Consider the following 18,025-nt stretch of genomic DNA (forward strand, 5'->3'; position numbering starts at 1 on the left):
CATCGGATTCAGTCTCAGCAGAGAAGGACACCCCCCACACTCTGACTGCGACCACCGACAAGCGTGAGACGTCAACGATGTCCCGACGACACGACGTCAAGCATGTCCCGAGCCCTTACACGTCACACGTCGGCAACCCACCGGTGGCGGGTGGAGCCGTCGTGCTGGTACTCCGTCTCCAACTCTTGAAAGAACTCAGTGATGTACATGCTGGAGCGATACGGGAAGTACCGAACTTCGTCGACGTTCTGGGCATCGTCGCGTCCGAGGTTGCCCACGACGAGGTTTCCAAGAGCTTCGAGGTTGCGGCGACGGAACTTCACATGGGCATTGTTGCAAGCGACGCCGACGAATGCCCACACCTCGCGCGACCCTGCGGGCGATGCCCGATCAAGACCGAGGCGTTCGACTACCAGTTCGTCGGACCATCCGGGTAGCGTGTCGCAAGGGTCGGTTCCGAACTCGGCGGCCATGCCGTCGGCGGCAGGGAGATTGCACGCCCTGGTGGTTCTCGATCAATTTCCCACGGTGTATAGCGTGGACTTGCGGCGTTGAAGGTGTGCTGCAGGAGGATTTCCATCAGTGAGTTGAGTTGCCCGACTCCTTTGAGCCCGTGGCGTCGGTATGACTCATTCGCCTCGTAGACATCTGCGCGGCACATGTGCTGATCCGCCTCAAGCGTTCCGCGGTAGAGTGAGGGCATTCTCGAAGCCACTGACGAGCGCGAGTCAGATCTGTTGCCGGAGTGTCCTGTCTGCACGTAGCTCCTTCAAGGTGGGCGCCATTCAAGTGGCTCCTCGCCGAATCCCAGGTCAGGCAACAGGCTGTTTGATCGGATTGTGGACCACTGCTCGCGTACCAGGTTGCGCGCCGAGCTGAGATCGCCGTCGTTGGAATCCTCAGAGTAGAGCGATTCTGTCGCGAACTCGGCGGCCCCGCCGGTGTAGACCTCCCAAATCGCGACGGCTAGCGCGTGTGGAGTCACTGCTCTGAACGTGCGGCTCGTGCTAAGAATTCTCGCAATGGAGATCGTGAGATCTGGATTGGCAAGTTGAAGCCGCCGGCGGTGGTAATCGATAGGAGGCGGGCCGGTGAGCAGTTCCCGGGTCTGGTTCTCGATCTGATCCAGGGTGTCGGTCCAATCGCCGCTGCGCTTGATCTGGCGGATGAGTAGTGGTGGGTAGCGCGAGAATTCGTGAGGCAGTCCTAGCGCGAAAGCGATATGGCCCCAAGGTCTCGCGGTCCCAGACCGTGCAAGGAGCATGGAAAGGACGGCGCGATCCTTCGCAGTCGTGTAGTCGCGGAATCCCGTCCAGTGAACTTGAGGTATCGACGAGAGAGGAATGTGGTTGCCCGGGATCTCGTGGGCCGTCGGATAACGGGCACACCCACTAGCAACTCGAAACGTCAGTTGTGCCGTCGGCGATAGCTTTTCGGCGAGCGGGGTGATGGCGAGGTGGCCGATAACCGCATTCGTCCGACTACGGGGCAAATCTCGGCCGTCCCTGAGAAGCCAGGTTCCTGGAGTAAGGACGCTCTGCTCTACGGCGAGCGAATGAGCCGCATGAACGTCCTCCTCGCAGAGGATGGACTTTACCTTGAGGAGTTGCTCGAGGCACGCGGCGTCAGGGTCGCTTGCTGCCTGACAGCTCATAATGGGCTTGCCCAGCGTCAGAGCCGCGTCGAAGTATTCGCGTGTACTGAACCGCTGACCGCCAAAGCTGTTCGTCGAAGGCTCTGATGCACCGCGTGCGAGTTCGAGAATCCAAACCTGAGCTTCAACGATCTCGGGGGCAACCCTACGGAACTCGACGTCGCGCAAGTCGTGGCCGCAGTATGCGTGTCGAGTTCTTGGTGTTCGGGGGCGATTGTCGCGCTGCGGACAGGCCCAGTTGGGGTCGGTGCTATTGGGCCAACTCGTGCCCGCCCACGGCGTCTCGGCGCACCGAGGGCAGTTGGTAGGCATCAAGATCGCATGTTCGACACAGACGCGGTGTAGCGGCAGTGACCATGTCGAGTTCCAGTATCCTTGCTGAGCAAGGCATTCGGGACAGTAGGAAGGGTCGAGGGGCATCGATTCCGAAGACTTACCGTACCGTTCCCAGTGCGTGCGAAATGCGGAAACAGCCTCGGATATGAGTCCTGCCCGGAGGTATCGGGCTCGTTCGTCCGGTAGCCCCACCGTATCCACAATCAAATCACTGTGCTCAGCGATATGCGCAGAGACTCGTGTGGGGGACCAGGCACTCGTTGGAATCCCGAGTTCTCGGAGTAGCGCGCGTGCGGTGAGTCCGTAGCGGTGGCCGAAACGGCGCAGCCAACTCGGTGCGGTCTCATCGTCCCTGGGGGCGACGAGTATGGGAAGCCGCCGCGGGTTGTACCCGTCTGGTATCGCAATTGCGGAGGGTAGTTGCTCCGCGTCGGTTCTCTCACCTCTTGGGAGTGGTGAGCCGCTGAGCGGCATTGTCAACGACGACCTCCTCCAGGATGCTCGCAGTAATTTGCTCGGTGCCCGTCTTAATAGCCAGATAGGCGGCCCGATCGAGCAGGTTCGTCAGTGAACCGATGTGCCCTTGCGTTCGGCGGAAGAGTTCCTTGCCGAAATCGGATAGTGTCCCAGGCGTTTGCGCGGCGAGCATTAGGTGCAATTCGAGGGCGTTGAGAAGCGAGATCCAGGCGACGTTGCTGGCATCGGAGTCGGTGTTGAACGGCGCGACGCGTGCACGTGTGGCACGGCGGGCAGTCTGTGCGTACACGGCACCGTCATCGCCTCCCAGGCCCTCGTCGAAGAACTTCTTCTCTGTGAGGCGTACACCGACGTAAATGAACGTGACCGCCATTTCGTTGGCCAAGCCCTTCAGATGATTGCTTACTTCGCGACCGTGACGGTCTCGAAAGTCGATGAAGTGAAGGTCATCGATGACAATTATCTGAGTCTCGCAGCTCCGTACGCAGTCGACCGCGAGCGCACCCAAACCAGAAGTATTCGCACCAGCTACCCCCAGATGGCCATAGAAGGCGAGGATCTTTCTGTTCAGGCCCTTGAGGGTGATTCCAGCATCGAGCGGGATGAAGGCGACCGGAATACGCTGATCGCCTGCGGCGGTCTCGCTGCTGAGGCGGCGAATTGCAGTTCGATGGAACTGCCTTGCGTAGCGGATGGCGATGGTGGTCTTACCGAGACCTGGCGGGGCGTCGATCACGACCGATCCGCGGAGGCGGTCGCCATCGCGACGGTTGGACGCCATGACTTGATCGATGACAGCGAAGGCGTGCGTGAGTTGAGCTGTCTTGACAGTCGGGAGGTTGGCATTCCATACAAAGCGAGCTTCGTTGTAGTCTTCGCGCTCGTCGTCGCTGAGCGCTGCGATCTGTCCCTTCGTGAGGAGTTCCAGGCTCGCGCGCGGCGGCGAATGCACGAAGTCGTGCCAGCCCACTTTTGACGCCAGGTTGTAGCGATGCGGTTGATTGTTTCGAAGCCATAGTGCCCATGGGTTACTCATTCGTCGAATACCTCATAGCTCGAATCGTCTGCACCTTGGTACTTCTCAAACACATCGAGGTCATCGTCCAAATCCCAACCTGGAGGGCGACGTTCTGCTCTCCTCGCGAGAAGGTCGATAACTCCTGGCAGTGATGCAATCTCGTCGTCAGGTTGGCCATCGCCAGTATCGCTTGCCGTGGAACGGGTGCTGGCCAGGCGTCGTGCGAGGGCGCGGTCGCGCTTGGATTTGGTGTTGCCTTTGGACCACTCATCGAGGAGGTTGCGGACGGCGTCCTGTGGGTCGACATGCCGGTTTTCGCGGACGGCCAGAAGCTTGGTGTAGTCGGCGGCGTCCGAGGAGAAGGGCTGGTCGAGTCCACCTGCGTGCTCCCAGACCAGAGGCGACCATTTGCCAGATGAGGGGTCGCGGAAGTACACGCGTCGAACATCGCCGCTGTCTATGTGGATTGGCCATTTTCTAGCCTTCGGACCACCGAAGTTGGACTTGCTATTCCGGTAAGGGTTGAGCGCCGCGCCATCGTATCGGCGCCCATCCACTTCTATGCCATAGTGCTGGATCGTGCGCCACTCCACATTGAGAAACTCGTACGCAAGGTCCGGTGAGGACGGGATGGTGAGTCCACCGGCGCGAGCCAGGCCGATCTCGTACATTTCGAGCGGTGATAGTTCGAGGCCGGGCGTCTCAGGGAGACACAAGCCTTCGTGTTTCGACCGGTGGTACACCCGAGCTGTCCACTCGCGAATTATCGACTCAAGCTCGGCGACGTAGTAGAACGCTTGACTCTCAATGTCTTCACCGCGGTGATAGACGTCGGGTCCCTTGTAGCCCGGCAGTTGCTGAAGCAGGCCGAGCCGAATGGTCTTGAAGAAGCGTTCGACAGTTGGCTTGTCTGACGCCTTCTTTACGATCGCAGGCTGAATCGAGATTCCGAGTCGCGCACAGGCGGATCTGACATGGTGCGAGAGGTAGATCTTGCCATGGTCAACAACGATTGACTCGGGTAGGCAGCCTGGGATGCTCGGAGTGGCATCGTCTGCGGTCGGGTCGTCGCGTTCGATTGCGATCGAACTAGGCACGCCGTGAAACGGCCACGCTCCGTCGTCGACCGGTTCTTGGGGCGTCACCGACTGGTGTAACACATTGGCCACGTCGATTGCCTTGGTTGAAATCGGGGTCAGGCGCAGACCGACAATGCAGCGTGTATAGAGGTCTTGCGCCACAGTGAGTTCGACCGGCACCCAACGCAGCGTGATCGGCTCCATCGCGAACACGTCGAGGCGCGTTGTGTCGAGTACGAAGTACTCTCCGGGGCGCGTGGCGCGCAAACGGCCATACGGGGCCTCCGGCCGGTCGGCGGCGATTCGCCGTGCCTTTCCGCTGCCAAATGAATAGCGACCCTTGGAGAGCTCGTCCAGCCAGCGGTAGGCGGTCGCATTGGATGGGGTGGGCGCCAGATCGGCGCCACACCGCTCGGTCAGCAGATTGTTGGCCTGGTCGATTACTATGTTTCTGCTGGGTGTGGATTCGCGTGTGTACCGATTGAGTACGTCGAGGCACGCCTCCCGCCAGAGTGGGTCGATCGGCGAGCGCTGCTTCCTTGCTTCGACGAGGCCGGCTGGTCCTGACTCTTGATACGCCTTCACCCAGCGTTTGACGGTGCGGTCAGACATGTTGTGTGCGAGAGCGACCGTTTCGGAGCTGCGACCGATAGAGTCGCCGCTGTTGTGATGCATCTCCAGTACTGCTTCGACGACGGCGAGCCGTGCGTTGTAAGTCTCTTGCTGTTTCTTCGTAAGATTCGAAAGCAGTTGTCCGGACGTCTCGCAGGGCCTGCGAGGTGCGTCGAGCGGCTGAGAAGACCTCACGAGGTGTGGAGTGCTCACCGCTCGTGTGCCGCGATCCGATTCGACTATCGACCGACTGTCGCTGATCTCGACTATGCGGACCACGGATCCGTCGATCCACACCCGATCGCCAACAGCAAGTCGATAAGTGTTGCTCATACGGCCTCGGCTCGATGGATCAAGGTGTTGTCGCCGAATGGCCGGGTGAGATCGGCCGTGAAGGTGCCCGTCCACAGAAGCTCGAGGACGATGTGTCGAGGCCGTGCAATCCGCTCGGCTGCGAGTGTGGCTTCAGCGTGCGCGATTGAGAGCTCCTCTGGAAATCGTTCGAGCACCGTCTGGAACAGGGCCGCGCGCGACTCGCGGCGAGCCTGAGAAGCGAATCTGATGTTGTTGATCAACGCCGAGTCCTCGCCGGTCCAAACCTCATAATCGGCGGAGAGGCGCTTGGACACCACCTTGGTCCACGTGAACACGGCCTTGACCTCGTCTTTCTGCGCGATTCGTGGATTCTTGACGTCCACGACCAAATATGACCCATCAGCCCGCGTCAGTAGGAGATCGGGACAGTGGCGTCGGCCGGTACCTCTGTCGTCGCCGGTGATCCAGAAAGGTTGCGCCGTGATCCAAACGACTTCGGGATCGAAGTCGGCAAGCAAGATGCGGTCGCGTTCGAGAAGGCTTTCGTAAACCACGTGGTCGGCTGTTGTACGGGTCCAAAAAAGACCTGGATAGTGGCGTTGGCCGGCGTGGGACGGTGGCAGGCGCACTGGCTGGGCTCGGGCCATCGAGCTGATCGAGTGATCCCTGACCTGACTGATGGTCTCGTCACCGGCTTCGGTAACGAAGCGAATCTCGGTCGCACCGATCTGATCAGGCATTTTGCTATCGTGCCGCATGACAGCCCGATGAGAACGATGACACGCCTATGACAAGCCGATGAGAAAATGACACGTTCGGTGAGAAGCTACACAACGATTCCGCCCCTGGCGAAATATCCCCGGGAACAAACATTCCGCCACCAGGGTTGAGTCGGTCAGACTGAACTTTGGAGGTTACATGTCACAGACATACTCGGTGCCCGTCCTGTTCGTTCCTGACCTGGTCGTCCTGCCCGGCATGGTTGTGCCGATTCCGCTCGACGATGCCGCTCAGGCGACGGTGGACGCCGCCCGGTCCAGTGAGTCCGGGAAACTGCTGGTCGCGCCGCGACTGGACGACCGTTACCCCACCTATGGCGTGATCGCCTCGATCGTGCAGGTCGGACGTATCCCCGGTGGCCAGACTGCCGCTGTCGTCAAGGGCGAGAAGCGCGCCCACATCGGTACCGGTACCCCGGGCAACGGTGCGGGCCTGTGGGTCGAGGTGACCGAGGTCGACGATCCCGAGGTCACCGCCGAGGTGAAGGCGCAGGCGGCCGAGTACAAGAAGCTCGTGCTGGCCATGCTGCAACGTCGCGAGGCGTGGCAGATCATCGACGCCGTCAACAAGATGACCGACCCGTCCGACCTGGCCGACACATCTGGCTATTCGTCCTGGCTCGACGATGTCCAGAAGCGACAGCTGCTCGAGACGCCGGACATCGGCGAACGCCTCGGGCTTCTGATCGATTGGACCAGTGAGCATCTCGCCGAGACCGAGGTCAGCGACAAGATCGCCGACGACGTCCGCAACGGGATGGAGAAGCAGCAGAAGGAATTCCTGCTGCGCCAACAGCTCGCCGCGATCCGCAAGGAACTCGGCGAGGACGAACCCGAGGGCGCCGACGACTACCGCGGTCGTGTGGAGGCCGCCGACCTACCCGAGAAGGTGCGCGAGGCCGCGCTGCGTGAGGTCGGCAAGCTCGAACGCGCCAGCGACCAGTCGCCGGAGACCGGGTGGATTCGCACCTGGCTGGACACCGTCCTCGACCTGCCGTGGAACGAGCGCACCGAGGATTCGGCGGACATCAAGGGTGCCCGCGAGATCCTCGACGCCGATCATCACGGGCTCGACGACGTCAAGGATCGGATCGTCGAGTACCTGGCCGTGCGCGCCCGGCGTGCCGGTCGCGGCCTGCAGGTCGTCGGCGGCCGTGGCTCCGGTGCCGTGATGGTGCTGGCCGGCCCTCCCGGCGTCGGCAAGACGTCACTCGGTGAGAGCGTCGCGCGAGCTCTCGGACGAAAGTTCGTGCGCGTCGCCCTGGGCGGCGTCCGCGACGAGGCGGAGATCCGTGGTCACCGACGCACCTACGTCGGCGCCCTGCCGGGTCGTATCGTGCGTGCCATCGGTGAAGCGGGATCGATGAATCCCGTTGTGCTGCTGGACGAGATCGACAAGGTCGGCTCCGACTACCGCGGTGATCCCGCGGCGGCGCTGCTCGAGGTGCTCGATCCGGCGCAGAACCACACGTTCCGCGATCACTACCTGGACCTGGATCTCGATCTGTCCGACGTCCTGTTCCTGGCCACCGCCAACGTCGTCGAGAACATCCCGTCGGCGCTGTTGGACCGGATGGAGCTGGTGACCATCGACGGCTACACCGAGGACGACAAGGTGGCCATCGCGCGGGACTACCTGCTGCCGCGCCAGGCCGAGCGTGCGGCGCTGAGGTCCGACGAGGCCTCCGTCAGTGACGGAGCGCTCCGTGAGATCGCGGCGAACTACACGCGGGAACCCGGTGTGCGACAGTTCGAACGGCTGCTGGCCAAGCTGCTCCGCAAGGCGGCGACCAACCTCGAGTCCGGAAAGGCGCAGGCGCCCATCGAGATCGGCGAGTCCGACCTCACCGACTACCTCGGGCGGCCACGCTTCACCCCGGAGTCCGAGGAGCGCACGGCGGTGCCCGGTGTCGCAACGGGACTGGCGGTCACCGGCATGGGCGGCGACGTCCTGTTCATCGAGACCAACGCGGTCGACGGTGAGCCCGGACTCAAGCTCACCGGTCAGTTGGGTGACGTCATGAAGGAATCTGCGCAGATCGCCCTGTCCTACGTGCGGGCGCACGCCGAGCAACTCGGTGTCGATCCCGCGGCGTTGAACAAGACGATCCACGTGCACGTCCCCGCGGGCGCCGTGCCCAAGGACGGTCCGAGCGCGGGTGTGACGATGGTGACGGCGCTGGTGTCGATGATCACCGGTCGCAAGGTGCGCGCCGACGTCGGCATGACCGGTGAGGTCACGCTGAACGGACGGGTGCTGCCGATCGGTGGGGTCAAGCAGAAACTGCTTGCCGCGCAACGCAACGGGCTGTCGACGGTGTTCATCCCGCAACGCAACGAGCCCGATCTCGACGATGTCCCGGCCGAGGTGCTCGACGCGCTCGAGGTGAAGCCGATGGTCGACGTCGCCGACATCATTGCCGAGGCGCTGGAACCGGCCGTCGAACAGGCGGCCTCAGCGGCCTGATCCGAGATCGGGGGCGACGTGAACGGGCCGCGGCGACAATGATTGTCGCCGCGGCCCGATGCGTTGTTCGGGGTGCGGTGTGCGGGCCGTCAGAAGTGCGACGGACGCGAGAAGCCGGCCTGATCCGACCACTGCGACGACTCGCTACCGATCGTGCAGATGTGCGACATCGCCATGTACACCATGGGACGGGTCACCGTGTCGAGCCTGCCGAGGACGAGTTGCTGGATGAGGCCGTCCATCAGTGCGACGACCAGGTTCGCCGCGTCCTCGGGACGTTCCGGCCGGAAGGCGGCACCGACGGCGACCGAGAGCTGTACGAGCTCGTTGCGGTGCTCGTTGATCATGTCCGCGAGTTCGGGATAGAACTGCGCTTCGACGAGCAGCGCGTGCCGTGCCGTCACGACGTTGCGGCCCTGATGGCGCGACGTCTCCACGAAGACGGTTCCGCACTCGACGACCTCGTCGGGGGAGTGAGGACCCGGAGCCATGAGCGGTCCGAACGCCTCCATCGCGATGTTGCGCAACTGTGCGTGGACGGTCTCGAGGGCGAGCGCGAGAAGGCGGCTGCGCGTCGAGGCGTAATAGTTGACCGATCCCGGTGCGAACCCGGCGGTCTCGTCGACGGTCCGGTGGGTGAGGGCGCGGATGCCCTGGGTCGCGATGATCTCCACCGCTGCCTCACCGAACTTGCTCCGACGCTCACCCCGACGCTGCTTGGGGAGATCCATGGCGCTCCTCTCTACCTGTTGCACTTCGCCCGGCCCCGACTATCCGTTACTGGGTGCGCGGTAGACGCCCGCCTACTTGAGCGTCCCTCATGTTACGAGCGTTCGCCCGGCCACGGCAGGTCTCTGCGACCGCTGTCACGTTCGTCATGCAGTGTGACCGTCACCACGATCATGGACGATTGTCCAGAAAAATATGTGCGGGCGGGAACATTTGCCGAACATCCCCCGTTGACCCCAATGAGAAACTTGAGTCTGATCGGCTCAACCCGGTTGACTCCGGCGACATGTTTGATTAGAACATGAGTCGGATGCACTGAAGTTCGGGCCCTACCAGGTTTCGACGAACATCCAGGCTCGCGCAGAACGTGGCGCGGGCCCGGCCACGCACTTGGGTGCAGACCCATGAACTAGGAGGAACACACATGTCTCGTGCTGTTGGAATCGACCTCGGCACCACCAACTCGGTGGTCTCCGTGCTCGAAGGCGGCGAGCCCGCCGTCATCGCCAACGCCGAAGGCTCCCGCACGACCCCGTCGGTCGTCGCGTTTGCGCGCAACGGCGAGGTGCTTGTCGGGCAGCCGGCGAAGAACCAGGCGGTCACCAACGTCGACCGCACCATCCGGTCCGTCAAGCGCCACATGGGCGAGGGCGACTGGTCCGTCGAGATCGACGACAAGAAGTACACCCCGCAGGAGATCAGCGCGCGCACGCTCATGAAGCTCAAGCGTGACGCCGAGTCGTACCTTGGTGAGGACGTCACCGACGCGGTCATCACCGTGCCGGCGTACTTCAACGACGCCCAGCGTCAGGCCACCAAGGAAGCCGGACAGATCGCAGGCCTCAACGTCCTGCGCATCGTCAACGAGCCGACCGCGGCCGCACTGGCCTACGGCCTGGACAAGGGCGAGAAGGAACAGACCATCCTGGTCTTCGACCTCGGTGGCGGTACGTTCGACGTCTCGCTGCTCGAGATCGGCGACGGTGTCGTCGAGGTCCGTGCCACCTCGGGTGACAACAACCTCGGTGGTGACGACTGGGATCAGCGGATCGTCGACTGGCTCGTCGACAAGTTCAAGAGCCAGAACGGCATCGACCTGACCAAGGACAAGATGGCGATGCAGCGTCTGCGTGAGGCTGCGGAGAAGGCCAAGATCGAACTGTCTGCCTCGCAGAGCACCTCGATCAACCTCCCCTACATCACCGTCGACGCCGAGAAGAACCCGCTGTTCCTCGACGAGCAGCTGTCGCGCAGTGAGTTCCAGAAGATCACCTCGGACCTGCTCGAGCGCACCCGGTCGCCGTTCCAGGCGGTCATCAAGGACGCCGGCATCTCCGTGGGCGACATCGACCACGTGGTGCTGGTCGGCGGTTCGACCCGTATGCCCGCGGTCACCGAGCTCGTCAAGGAACTGACCGGTGGTCAGGAGCCCAACAAGGGCGTGAACCCGGACGAGGTCGTCGCGGTCGGCGCAGCCCTGCAGGCCGGTGTCCTACGTGGCGAGGTCAAGGACGTGCTGCTGCTCGACGTCACCCCGCTGTCCCTCGGCATCGAGACCAAGGGTGGCGTGATGCACAAACTCATCGAGCGCAACACCACCATCCCGACCAAGCGGTCGGAGACCTACACCACCGCCGAGGACAATCAGCCGTCGGTGCAGATCCAGGTCTATCAGGGTGAGCGCGAGATCGCCTCGCACAACAAGCTGCTCGGTTCGTTCGAGCTCGGTGGAATCGCTCCCGCGCCGCAGGGTGTCCCGCAGATCGAGGTGACCTTCGACATCGATGCCAACGGCATCGTGCACGTCACCGCGAAGGACAAGGGCACCGGCAAGGAGAACTCGATCCGCATCCAGGACGGTTCCGGCCTGAGCAAGGACGAGATCGACCGGATGATCAAGGACGCCGAGGCGCACGCCGACGAGGATCGCAAGCGTCGCGAGGAGGCCGAGACCCGCAACCAGGCGGAGTCGCTGGTCAACCAGACCGAGAAGTTCCTCAAGGAGTCCGACGACAAGGTCCCGGCCGAGCTGAAGACCAAGGTCGAGGGTTCGATCGAGGGTGTCCGCGAGGCGCTCAAGGGAACCGACATCGGTGCGATCAAGACGGCCGTGGAGACGCTGACCACCGACTCGCAGGAGCTGGGTCAGGCGATCTACGCGGCATCGGCTGCCGAGTCGCCCAACGGTGAGGCCGCCGAGGGCGGCGCCGCCGGCGACAGCGACAACGATGTCGTCGACGCCGAGGTCGTGGACGAGCCCTCCAACTCCGGAGACAACAAGTGACCGCTGGTGGGCCGGAAGGCGCACACGCCGACGAGCCGGTGACGGTGACCGATCGTCGTCGTATCGACCCGGAAACGGGTGAGGTACGCGACGATCCGGCCGCCGGCCCGGGTCCGGCGGAAGCCGAACCGGTCGTCGACGACGTACCTGCCGCAGGTTCCGTCGACCCCGAGGTCGCGGAACTGACCGCGGCCCTGCAACGCGAGCGTGCGCAGTTCGCCAACTTCAAACGGCGTGCCGCCGAGGAGAAGCAGGGCTCGGTCGCCTACGGCAAGCAACTGCTGATCGACAAGCTGCTGCCCGTGCTCGACGATCTCGACCGTGCCCGTGAGCACGGCGACCTCGAGAGCGGTCCGCTGCGTGGCGTTGCCGACAAGTTGGCGGCCGCGCTCAGCAGTGAGGGACTCGCCAAGTTCGGCGAGTCGGGCGACGCGTTCGACCCGGAGCTCCACGAAGCCGTCCAGCACGACGGCGACGGGGCGACTCCGGTGATCGGCGCGGTGTACCGGGCCGGCTATCGGCTCGGCGAGAGGGTGATCCGCACCGCGATGGTGACCGTCACCGACCCGGCCGAAACTGGTGCACAATAAGCCAACTCCCATCGGTCCCTGAGGAGCGAGGAGCGCTAGCGACGAGCGTCACGAAGGGCCGCCCCTTCGTGACGCTCGCAGGCTCGCTCCTCAGGGGGCGGGTGAGGCCGGCAGGCTCGCTCCTCAGGGAACGGGTGAGGCTGGCAGGCTCGCTCCTCAGGGAGCGGAGAACAACTACATCCAGACAACTGATACATCGAAGGAGGTGACGTCTGGTGGCTCCACAACGGGAGTGGTTGGAACAAGACTTCTACAAGGACCTGGGCGTTGCTTCTGACGCTTCGGCTGAAGAGATCAAGAAGGCCTATCGCAAGCTCGCTCGCGAGCTGCACCCGGACGCGAATCCGGGCGATGCGGCGGCCGAGGAGCGCTTCAAGCGGGTGTCCGAAGCCCACAGCGTGCTGGCCGATCCCGAGAAGCGCAAAGAGTACGACGAGACCCGCGCGATGTTCGCCGGTGGGCGATTCCGCGGCGGGGGCAACGGATTTCCCGGGGGATTCCCCGGCGGTGGGGGAACGACCTATACAACGACCGGCGGTGGCGATTTCGACCTCGGCGACCTGTTCGGCAACGCCGGCGGCAGCGCCGGATCGGCGGGCGGCGGAGGTTTCGGCGACCTGTTCGAGGGGCTGTTCAACCGGGGCGGCCAGCGGTCGTCGACGGCCACCCGGCCCAAGCGCGGCAACGACCTCGAGACCGAGACCACACTCAGCTTCAAGGATGCGGCGCAGGGCACCACGGTTCCGCTGCGGGTGACGAGCCCGTCGCCGTGCACCACATGTCACGGCAGCGGTGCCAAGCCCGGCACGAGTCCGCGGGTCTGCCCGAACTGCAACGGTTCCGGATTCGTCAGTCGCAACCAGGGCGCCTTCGGCTTCAGCGAGCCGTGCCAGGACTGCCAGGGCACCGGATCGCGGATCGACGATCCGTGCACCGACTGCGACGGCAGCGGCGTCAAGGTCCGGGCCCGCACCATCAACGTCCGCATCCCGGCGGGCGTCGAGGACGGGCAGCGCATCCGGCTGGCCGGTCAGGGTGAGGCGGGACGTCGGGGAGCGCCGTCCGGCGATCTCTATGTCGTCGTCCACGTGACCGCCGACAAGGTGTTCACACGTAGCGGCAACGACCTCAAAGTGCAGCTGCCGGTGAGCATCTCCGAGCTGGTGCTCGGGGCGACGGTCTCCGTGCCCACGCTCGACGGCAGCGTCGGCGTCAAGATCCCGGCGAACACCACCGACGGCCGGACCCTTCGGGTCCGCGGACGTGGTGTGCCCAAGCGATCCGGTGGTGCGGGTGATCTGCTGGTCACCGTCAAGGTGGCCGTCCCGCCGACACTCGACGACGCCGCGGTCGAGGCCATGCGCCGGTACGCCGAGGCAGAGAAGGCGAGCGGTTTCGATCCTCGCGCCGGGTGGGGGCGGTGATGATGGCCGCCAACTACGAGAAGGACTCGGCCGCGACCTTCATGATCTCGGTCGCCGCCGAACTCGCCGGCATGCACGCCCAGACCCTGCGGACCTACGACCGGTTGGGTCTGGTGACGCCGCAGCGCACGAGTGGCGGCGGGCGCCGCTACTCGTCGCGTGACGTCGAACTGCTCCGCGAGATCCAACGGCTCTCCCAGGAGGAGGGCGTCAACCTGGCCGGGATCAAGCGGATCATCGACCTCAGCAACCAGGTCGACGCACTGCAGCAGCGCGTCCGTGAACTGCAGGCCGACGTCGAGAACGCCGCCGCGCGGCGCGGGGGCGAGCTCGTCCCGGTGCCACGGACCAGCGCCCTGGTCGTGTGGCAGCCGCGCCGCAAGCGCAACGCCGACTGATCGCTCGTCCCGGGCACCCGCTACCCTGACTCGGGACAAAACCCGACCGCCGGCGCGTGACAGGCGGGCCGGGACGCCCGGAGACCGAACGGCCCCAACCCGGCGAGACTCCCGGGCGAGCACAGCCGGGTGTGCACAGCCGGGGACAGGGCAGACGGGACAGGACATGGCCGACACGACGAGCGACCGCACGGCGGCTGGTGGCTCTCCGACGGCCGGTTCGATCCTCGGGATCTCGGTCGTCGAGGACCAGGTCTCCTCGGTCGTCCGAAGCGCCGACGGTGACATCGTCGCCAGCAACCTCGTCGACCTGCCCGACCCATCCGCGCAGAGCGCCGAGTCGGCCATCCACGAGCTCGTCGATTCCGTGCCCTATGAGATCGACCGGATCGGCATCGCCTGCGCCCGGCCGGCCACCCAGAGCTACCTGCAGACGGCGATGTCACCGGGCACGTCGCGGCCCGGCTGGTACGACAAGGTCGTCGTGACCGATCTGCCCGCCGCGCTCGCCGAGGTCGCCCGCTCCGTCCCGACCAACAAGGGCATCATCGCCGTCATCGATCTCGATCGCTCGGCGGTCCCGTCACCCGGCTCATCGGTGGTGACGCTCGACTCGGCGACCGGCGAGATCCTCGGCACCGCCGAGTTCGCCTATGGATCCCCCGGGCCGGTCACCGACCCCGCGCACGCGAGTGCGGTTGCCGATGCGGTCATCGCCGCGCCCGGCGGATCCTCGGTCACCTCCGTGATCTGCACCGGACCCGGCGCCGAGGTGCCCGGCGCGGTGGCCGCACTCGGATATGCGCTGGCACGACCCGTGACGGTCGTCGACCAGCCGGCATTGGCTGCGGCGGTCGGCGCCGCGACGATCGCGTCGCGTCCCGGCGGTGTGCACCGCGGGGCGTCGTCGAGCCGCCGTTGGTGGATGATCGGCGCTGCCATGGTCGGTGCGCTGGTGCTCGGGGCGATCGCCGCGTCGGCCGTCTTCGCCGGCGTCGACGCCGCCGAGGAGCGCTCGGCCCCCACCTCGACGGTCACCCAGACCCCGCCCGCCGTCACCGTCACCAAGACAGCCGAGCCGGTCACCGAGACCCGCACCGACGTCGACACCACGACCGTGACCCGACCCCGCCAGACGGTCACCCGGACGACGACGGAGACACAGACCGAAACCGAGACGGCGACCGATGGTTCCACGGTGACGGTCACCGAGACCCAGACGTCGACGGTGACAGCGCTGCCCGACGGCGGCCCGGGCGGCGGCGGACAGCAATAGGTCGACGACCGGCGGCGCCGGACGGTTCGACGCTCAGACCGGATCGTGCTGGATGCGGCTCGCGCGCACCCCGGAGATGATGAGCCGCCGACGGGTCGCCTCGATCATGGCCGCCGACCCCGCCAGCAACACCTGATGCTCGTTCCACGGCCCGGCCGCACTGACCGCGTCGGCCAGGGTGCCGATGTGATGGGAGATCCCGAGCGACTCGGGTGTCGCCATCGACGTGATCCACCACGGGTCGGACGTCTCCTCGGACACCGCGGTGATCGTCAACCACGGATTGGTCGTCGCGATCCGTCGCAGGACCGCCAGATCGTAGAGCTCGCCGGGATACCGGGCGCCGTAGAAGATGTGGGTCGGCGGCGAGTCAGCGCGTTTGGACATCTCGATGAGCAATGCGCGCAACGGGGCGAGCCCCGTCCCGCCGGCCAGCATCAGCACCGGCGACGACCGTTCGACGTGCAGCGTTCCGTGGCCCTGCGCGAAGAACCACACGTCGCCGACCCGCGTCTCGCCGACGATCGCCGAACTCACGGTCCCGCCCTGCACCGCCCGCACGTGGAACTCGAGTTCCCCGGCCGGGTTCGGCGGGATCGCCGGGGACAGGTCACGCCAGGTCTTGGGTCGCTGGGGGATCTGCACCTCGAGATACTGGCCCGGCTCGAACCGCAACGGCGATGTGGCGAGCAGGCGCACGACGGCGAGGTCGCGGGTGATGCGGAACTTCTCCACCACCTCCGCCGACCACAGGGCCGGGTGCGGGGCCGTCTCCGCGGCGCCCCGCATGACACCGGTGGTCAGCATCATCGCCTGGGTCACCGTCTGCGCCGCCTCGTCGTCCCAATAATCACCGAGCAGGTTCGCGAATTCGGAGATCAGCGCCTGGTACATGATGCCGTAGTGCGCGGGAAGGACGCCGAACTTGCGATGATCGCGACCGAGTTGCGCGAGGAACTCGATCAGTTCGGCATGCCCGGTGTCGCTCGGGATGACGTCGAGAACATGATCGATGACCCGATAGAAGGCGTCTCGCTGGCCCGCCATGACCGCCGGGAACAGTTCGCGCAGATCGGGATCGATCGAGAACATCCGGGTGTAGACGTTCGCGGCGAAACGGTCGGGATCGCGGTTGATGAGGTCGCGGAGATGATGCAACGTATGTCGTGAGTGACTCGGCACGACCCGGACACCTCCCCTCGTCGTCGGACACGGATTCCCCGCCCAAGGGTAATCAGACTAGCGGTGGATCGACGACGACTTACGATCGATCATTCGATGTCGGATTCGCGGGCACTGTGGCAGGGTCGAGTACGTGAGCACGCTCGATGGTGTGATTACGGGCATTGTCGATGCCCATCTGCACCAGTGGAATCCGCGGAGCACACCGTGGGCGGCGAATCGCCTGTCCAAGCTTTATCGTTTCGTGCCCGCATTCGGTGACCGGGTGTTCTCGATGGCCGTGTCGCAGGCCGACCGCGAGTACGTCCTCACCCCCAGCACGGTCGCCCGTGTCTACGAACCGATGCAGTATCTCGGCGATGCGTCGGCGGTCACCACGATCGCCGGCGTCCCGATCGACACCGTCGTGCACATGGAGTCGCACTGGCGCAGTGACGAGACAGCTGGTCGAGCGGAATCGCCGGCCGGGCGCTCGGCCGTCGAGGAGACCCGCTACGTGATGGGTCTGCCGTTCGGCGTCGGCCAGTCGCCGCGGCTCGGTGCGATCGTCGCGCATGCCGACCCGCGCTCGGAGCGATTCGGCGAACTCCTCGACGAGCACAGCGTACTGACCGACCGGCTGCGGGGCATCCGGTGGATCACCACCCGCCATCCCGACCCGAAGATCCGCAACGGCGCCGACGTCGACGGCATCCTCGCCTCGACGGCCTTCCTGAAGGGGTTCGCCGAGGTCGCCGAGCGGGGCCTCGTCTTCGACGCCTTCGTGTACTCGCATCAGCTCTACGACGTGGTGACCCTGGCCCGGGAGTATCCGGAGGTGACGATCGTCGTCGACCACATGGGTGCACCGGTGGGAGTGTTCGGTCCGGTGGGTGCCCGTACGGGTGCGACCGCAGGGGCCCGCGCGGACATCCTGCGACTCTGGCGCGAACGGATGGTGACCCTCGCCGCGTGCCCGAACGTGATGGTGAAGATGTCCGGTCTCGGGCTGCCCGTGCTCGGCTACGGACGAGAGCGGTGGGGCAACATCGGCAGTCGGGGCACACTCGCCGAGATGGTCGGCCCGCTCGTCGAGCATGTGGTTGGACATTTCGGCGCCGACCGCGTCATGTTCGGTTCCAACTTCCCCATCGACAAACCCAACGCTGCGCTCGACATGATCATCGGCGCACTCGTCGACCTCCTCGCCCCGCGCGGTGACTACGTCCTGGCGAGGGCGTTCCGCGACAACGCGATGCGGGTGTACGGGATCGAGTGAGGTCTCGTGGGTCGTGGTTTCGATACGCGTCCGGCGCTCCTTCTGCTGGTCGAGTAGCCGTGCGAGCGTAGCGAGCCCGGCATATCGAGACCACGGGTGGCACGCGCATGTGTTTGTCTGTGGGGTGTGGTTTCGATACCCGTCGGA

14 protein-coding genes and 1 pseudogene are annotated in these 18,025 nt (G+C 64.8%); 8 read left to right on the top strand and 7 right to left on the bottom strand.

Annotated elements, in window-relative coordinates:
• On the top strand, positions 1 to 437 hold a 437-nt coding region (locus EEB19_RS26775), incomplete at its 5' end, for a hypothetical protein (protein WP_210739739.1).
• A gap of 332 nt (positions 438 to 769) precedes the next feature.
• On the opposite strand, the gene EEB19_RS27100 is transcribed toward EEB19_RS26775, so the two are convergent.
• From EEB19_RS27100 to EEB19_RS23985, 5 genes and pseudogenes are all read right to left on the bottom strand, one after another.
• Positions 770 to 1,822 carry a hypothetical protein gene (locus tag EEB19_RS27100; protein WP_020169780.1) on the bottom strand — a complete coding sequence of 351 codons (1,053 nt, stop codon included), beginning with the start codon at positions 1,820 to 1,822 and terminating at the stop codon, positions 770 to 772.
• 159 nt (positions 1,823 to 1,981) lie between these two features.
• Positions 1,982 to 2,464: pseudogene (locus EEB19_RS27235) on the bottom strand (TniQ family protein); the annotation flags it as partial.
• Positions 2,430 to 3,503 carry an ATP-binding protein gene (locus EEB19_RS23975; RefSeq protein WP_006369929.1) on the bottom strand — a complete coding sequence of 358 codons (1,074 nt, stop codon included), beginning with the start codon at positions 3,501 to 3,503 and terminating at the stop codon, positions 2,430 to 2,432. The gene EEB19_RS23975 and the pseudogene EEB19_RS27235, both read right to left, overlap by 35 nt.
• Entirely contained in the window at positions 3,500 to 5,509 is a 2,010-nt protein-coding gene (locus EEB19_RS23980) for a helix-turn-helix domain-containing protein (RefSeq protein WP_079931101.1), read from the bottom strand. The genes EEB19_RS23975 and EEB19_RS23980 overlap by 4 nt, the downstream gene beginning before the upstream one ends.
• The gene (locus tag EEB19_RS23985) at positions 5,506 to 6,231 is read right to left on the bottom strand and encodes a TnsA-like heteromeric transposase endonuclease subunit (protein ID WP_006369927.1); all 726 of its coding nucleotides are present in this window, start codon (positions 6,229 to 6,231) and stop codon (positions 5,506 to 5,508) included. The genes EEB19_RS23980 and EEB19_RS23985 overlap by 4 nt, the downstream gene beginning before the upstream one ends.
• A 178-nt stretch (positions 6,232 to 6,409) precedes the next feature.
• Between EEB19_RS23985 and lon the strand changes: the two genes are divergently transcribed.
• The gene (lon, locus tag EEB19_RS23990) at positions 6,410 to 8,737 is read left to right on the top strand and encodes an endopeptidase La (RefSeq protein ID WP_187589834.1); all 2,328 of its coding nucleotides are present in this window, start codon (positions 6,410 to 6,412) and stop codon (positions 8,735 to 8,737) included.
• A gap of 89 nt (positions 8,738 to 8,826) precedes the next feature.
• Here lon and EEB19_RS23995 read toward each other — a convergent pair whose 3' ends face one another.
• Positions 8,827 to 9,468 (bottom strand): TetR/AcrR family transcriptional regulator, encoded by a 642-nt coding sequence (locus EEB19_RS23995; protein WP_187589835.1) that lies wholly within the window; start codon positions 9,466 to 9,468, stop codon positions 8,827 to 8,829.
• 422 nt (positions 9,469 to 9,890) lie between these two features.
• Here EEB19_RS23995 and dnaK point away from each other — a divergent pair, with 422 nt between their 5' ends.
• From dnaK to EEB19_RS24020, 5 genes are all read left to right on the top strand, one after another.
• Positions 9,891 to 11,750 carry a molecular chaperone DnaK gene (dnaK, locus tag EEB19_RS24000; protein WP_187589836.1) on the top strand — a complete coding sequence of 620 codons (1,860 nt, stop codon included), beginning with the start codon at positions 9,891 to 9,893 and terminating at the stop codon, positions 11,748 to 11,750.
• The gene (gene grpE / locus EEB19_RS24005) at positions 11,747 to 12,340 is read left to right on the top strand and encodes a nucleotide exchange factor GrpE (RefSeq protein WP_187589837.1); all 594 of its coding nucleotides are present in this window, start codon (positions 11,747 to 11,749) and stop codon (positions 12,338 to 12,340) included. The genes dnaK and grpE overlap by 4 nt, the downstream gene beginning before the upstream one ends.
• 215 nt (positions 12,341 to 12,555) lie before the next feature.
• Positions 12,556 to 13,764, top strand: a complete 1,209-nt coding sequence (dnaJ, locus tag EEB19_RS24010; RefSeq protein WP_187589838.1) for a molecular chaperone DnaJ — start codon at positions 12,556 to 12,558, stop codon at positions 13,762 to 13,764.
• A gap of 2 nt (positions 13,765 to 13,766) precedes the next feature.
• The gene (locus EEB19_RS24015) at positions 13,767 to 14,162 is read left to right on the top strand and encodes a heat shock protein transcriptional repressor HspR (RefSeq protein WP_187589839.1); all 396 of its coding nucleotides are present in this window, start codon (positions 13,767 to 13,769) and stop codon (positions 14,160 to 14,162) included.
• Between the two features lie 166 nt (positions 14,163 to 14,328).
• Complete coding sequence (locus EEB19_RS24020; RefSeq protein ID WP_187589840.1) at positions 14,329 to 15,438, top strand: hypothetical protein; 1,110 nt, start codon at positions 14,329 to 14,331, stop codon at positions 15,436 to 15,438.
• A gap of 33 nt (positions 15,439 to 15,471) precedes the next feature.
• Here the strand turns inward: EEB19_RS24020 and EEB19_RS24025 are convergent, their stop codons facing one another.
• Positions 15,472 to 16,620 (bottom strand): FAD-binding oxidoreductase, encoded by a 1,149-nt coding sequence (locus tag EEB19_RS24025; protein WP_187589841.1) that lies wholly within the window; start codon positions 16,618 to 16,620, stop codon positions 15,472 to 15,474.
• A gap of 133 nt (positions 16,621 to 16,753) precedes the next feature.
• Between EEB19_RS24025 and EEB19_RS24030 the strand changes: the two genes are divergently transcribed.
• Positions 16,754 to 17,878 carry an amidohydrolase gene (locus EEB19_RS24030; protein ID WP_187589842.1) on the top strand — a complete coding sequence of 375 codons (1,125 nt, stop codon included), beginning with the start codon at positions 16,754 to 16,756 and terminating at the stop codon, positions 17,876 to 17,878.
• Positions 17,879 to 18,025 lie beyond the last annotated feature (147 nt).

It is taken from the genome of Gordonia sp. OPL2, from assembly GCF_003797825.1.
Lineage (GTDB): Bacteria > Actinomycetota > Actinomycetes > Mycobacteriales > Mycobacteriaceae > Gordonia.

Coding starts and splice junctions, on each gene's coding strand:
- EEB19_RS23975 (WP_006369929.1), bottom strand. CDS start 3,503: ATGAGTAACCCATGGGCACTATGGCTTCGAAACAATCAACCGCATCGC.
- EEB19_RS23980 (WP_079931101.1), bottom strand. CDS start 5,509: ATGAGCAACACTTATCGACTTGCTGTTGGCGATCGGGTGTGGATCGAC.
- EEB19_RS23985 (WP_006369927.1), bottom strand. CDS start 6,231: ATGCCTGATCAGATCGGTGCGACCGAGATTCGCTTCGTTACCGAAGCC.
- lon (WP_187589834.1), top strand. CDS start 6,410: ATGTCACAGACATACTCGGTGCCCGTCCTGTTCGTTCCTGACCTGGTC.
- EEB19_RS23995 (WP_187589835.1), bottom strand. CDS start 9,468: ATGGATCTCCCCAAGCAGCGTCGGGGTGAGCGTCGGAGCAAGTTCGGT.
- dnaK (WP_187589836.1), top strand. CDS start 9,891: ATGTCTCGTGCTGTTGGAATCGACCTCGGCACCACCAACTCGGTGGTC.
- EEB19_RS24015 (WP_187589839.1), top strand. CDS start 13,767: ATGGCCGCCAACTACGAGAAGGACTCGGCCGCGACCTTCATGATCTCG.
- EEB19_RS24020 (WP_187589840.1), top strand. CDS start 14,329: ATGGCCGACACGACGAGCGACCGCACGGCGGCTGGTGGCTCTCCGACG.